The following is a 2,252-nucleotide window of genomic DNA, read 5'->3' on the forward strand; positions in this document are numbered from 1 at the left end:
GAGCTCCAGGACGTGACGCCCCCGGATCCCGTCAAGCCCGCCTTCAACGAGGTGAACGAGGCGCGCCAGGACCGGGAACGGACGATCAACCAGGCCCAGGAGCAGGCCAACCGGGAGATCCCCAAGGCCAGGGGCGAGGCGGCCCGGACAATCACCGAGGCCGAGGGGTACGCCATCGCGCGCGTCAACCGGGCCAACGGAGAGGCCGCGCGATTCGAGGCCATTCTGGAGGAGTACCGGCGGGCCCCGGAGGTCACTCGCCGCCGCCTGTACCTGGAAGCCCTGGGCGCCATCTTGCCCGAGGCGAAGGCTCTGTACATCGTGGACGGCGATCAGAAGGCCCTGGTGCCCTGGCTCCACGTGGAGGCGGGTGACAGGCCCGCCCCAGGAGGGAAACAGCCATGAAGACCGGGCTGAAGGTCGGCCTCGGCATCCTCGCAGTGGTGATCCTCCTCGTGCTCAGCGGAACCTTCTACACCCTGGAGGAGGGCCAGCAGGCGATCATCGTGCAGTTCGGCCGGCCCGTGGGGGCGGCGGTGACCGAGGCGGGCCTGCACTTCAAGCTCCCCTTCGTCCAGGAGGTCCGGCGCTTCGAGAAGCGCCTCCTCATCTGGGACGGCGACCCCAACCAGATCCCCACCAAAGGGCGGGAGTTCATCTGGGTGGACACCACCGCCCGCTGGCGGATCGCCGACGCCAAGAAGTTCCTGGAGAACGTGGCCACCGAGGCCGGAGCCCGGTCCCGCCTGGACGACATCATCGATTCCGTCGTCCGCGACCAGGTTTCCGCCAGCGAGCTGGTCGAGCTGGTCCGGAGCGCCTCGTGGGAGGTCCCCGCGGGAGAGATCCTGGAGGAGGTCCCCGCCGAGGTGCGGGAGGAGTTGAAGAAGGAAGTCAGCCGCGGTCGCGAGGAGATCACCCGGACCATTTTGGCCGAGGCCCGGAGGATCATCCCCCAGTACGGGATCGAGCTGGTGGACGTGCGGATCAAGCGCCTCGACTACGTGGAGAGCGTCCGCGAGAAGGTCTACGCCCGGATGATCTCCGAGCGGAAACGGATCGCCGCCCGCTTCCGGTCGGAGGGAGAAGGCCAGAGTGCCGAGATCCTGGGGACCATGGAGAAAGAGCTGCGCCAGATCCGCTCGGCCGCCTACCGGCGGGCGCAGGAGATCCGTGGAAAGGCGGACGCCAAGGCCACGCGGGTCTATGGCGATGCCTACAATCGCCATCCCGCGTTCTATGCGTTCTCGCGGACCCTCGAGGCCTACAAGGAGACGCAGAACAAGAACTCGGTCCTGATCCTCACGACGGACAGCGACTACTACCGGTACCTGAAAGACACGGTCGGGCCGGGACCGGCCCGCTAGCACGGAGGGATCGATGGACGCGAGCTTCGCAGGCCGCGCGCTGCGCGCGGCCAGGCTGGACGCTCAGCTGTTCGAGGAGGTCGAGGACGACTCGCGCGCGACCGTGCAGGCGGGCGGCGTCGTTGTGCTCGCGGCCGTCGGCGCCGGCGTCGGCTCCGGTGGACAGGGGTTCGGCGAGATCCTCGTGGGGACGGCGGCGGCGCTCGTCAGCTGGTTCGTCTGGGCCTACCTCGCTTACTGGGTCGGCACCCGACTGTTGCCCGAGCCGGCGACGCGAGCGAGCCACGCCCAGCTTCTGCGCACGGTCGGCTTCGCCAGTGCCCCGGGCGTGCTGCGCGTGCTCGGCGTGATCGGGCCGCTTCGGGCCCTCGTTTTCGTCGTGGCCGGGCTCTGGATGCTCGTGGCGACCGTGATCGCGGTCAGGCAGGCGCTCGACTACAAAAGCACGTGGCGGGCCGCCGGCGTCAGCGCCATCGGCTGGGTGGTCCAGGCCGTCTTGCTCGCGACGACCCTCTGGCTTCTGGGCGGCCCCGGACGCCCGGCCTGAGGCCGGTGCGGCGACCGCCGAGCTACTTCGACTGCGTGAGGGAGCGCAGCGCTTCTTCCAGCCGTTTCTGCTCGGTTCCGTAGCTCGCCCAGTCCCCTCGCCGCATCGCGTCCTGGGCGCGGTTCCAGATCTCCAGCGCCCGATCCGCGAGCTGACGCGTCCCCGCCGCTTCGAGCGCCGTCGGAGGCGGCGCGCCTACGGCGCGCGTCGCGGTCTGGGTGCGGCCGCCGAAGATCCGTGCGAGCGACTGCTGGAGCGTCGGCTCCATCGCGATCGCGTTGCCGTGGGCGACGATCACGCGGCGCAGCTCGGGCAAGGCCCCCTGCTCCGACGCGGCG

4 protein-coding genes are annotated in these 2,252 nt (G+C 69.9%); 3 read left to right on the forward strand and 1 reads right to left on the reverse strand.

What is annotated here, in order from left to right; translation table 11 throughout:
• From VGW35_02675 to VGW35_02685, 3 genes are all read left to right on the forward strand, one after another.
• The coding region (locus tag VGW35_02675; protein ID HEV8306547.1) for an FtsH protease activity modulator HflK at positions 1–405 on the forward strand (405 nt) is incomplete at its 5' end.
• The gene (gene hflC / locus VGW35_02680) at positions 402–1,367 is read left to right on the forward strand and encodes a protease modulator HflC (GenBank protein ID HEV8306548.1); all 966 of its coding nucleotides are present in this window, start codon (positions 402–404) and stop codon (positions 1,365–1,367) included. The genes VGW35_02675 and hflC, both read left to right, overlap by 4 nt.
• Before the next feature lie 13 nt (positions 1,368–1,380).
• Entirely contained in the window at positions 1,381–1,914 is a 534-nt protein-coding gene (locus tag VGW35_02685) for a YIP1 family protein (GenBank protein ID HEV8306549.1), read from the forward strand.
• Positions 1,915–1,936: 22 nt separating this feature from the next.
• Here VGW35_02685 and VGW35_02690 read toward each other — a convergent pair.
• Positions 1,937–2,252, reverse strand: a 316-nt coding sequence (locus tag VGW35_02690; GenBank protein ID HEV8306550.1) for a UPF0182 family protein, incomplete at its 5' end; no start/stop codon positions are given.

This window comes from Candidatus Methylomirabilota bacterium (assembly GCA_036005065.1).
Taxonomy (GTDB): domain Bacteria; phylum Methylomirabilota; class Methylomirabilia; order Rokubacteriales; family DASRDR01; genus DASYQW01.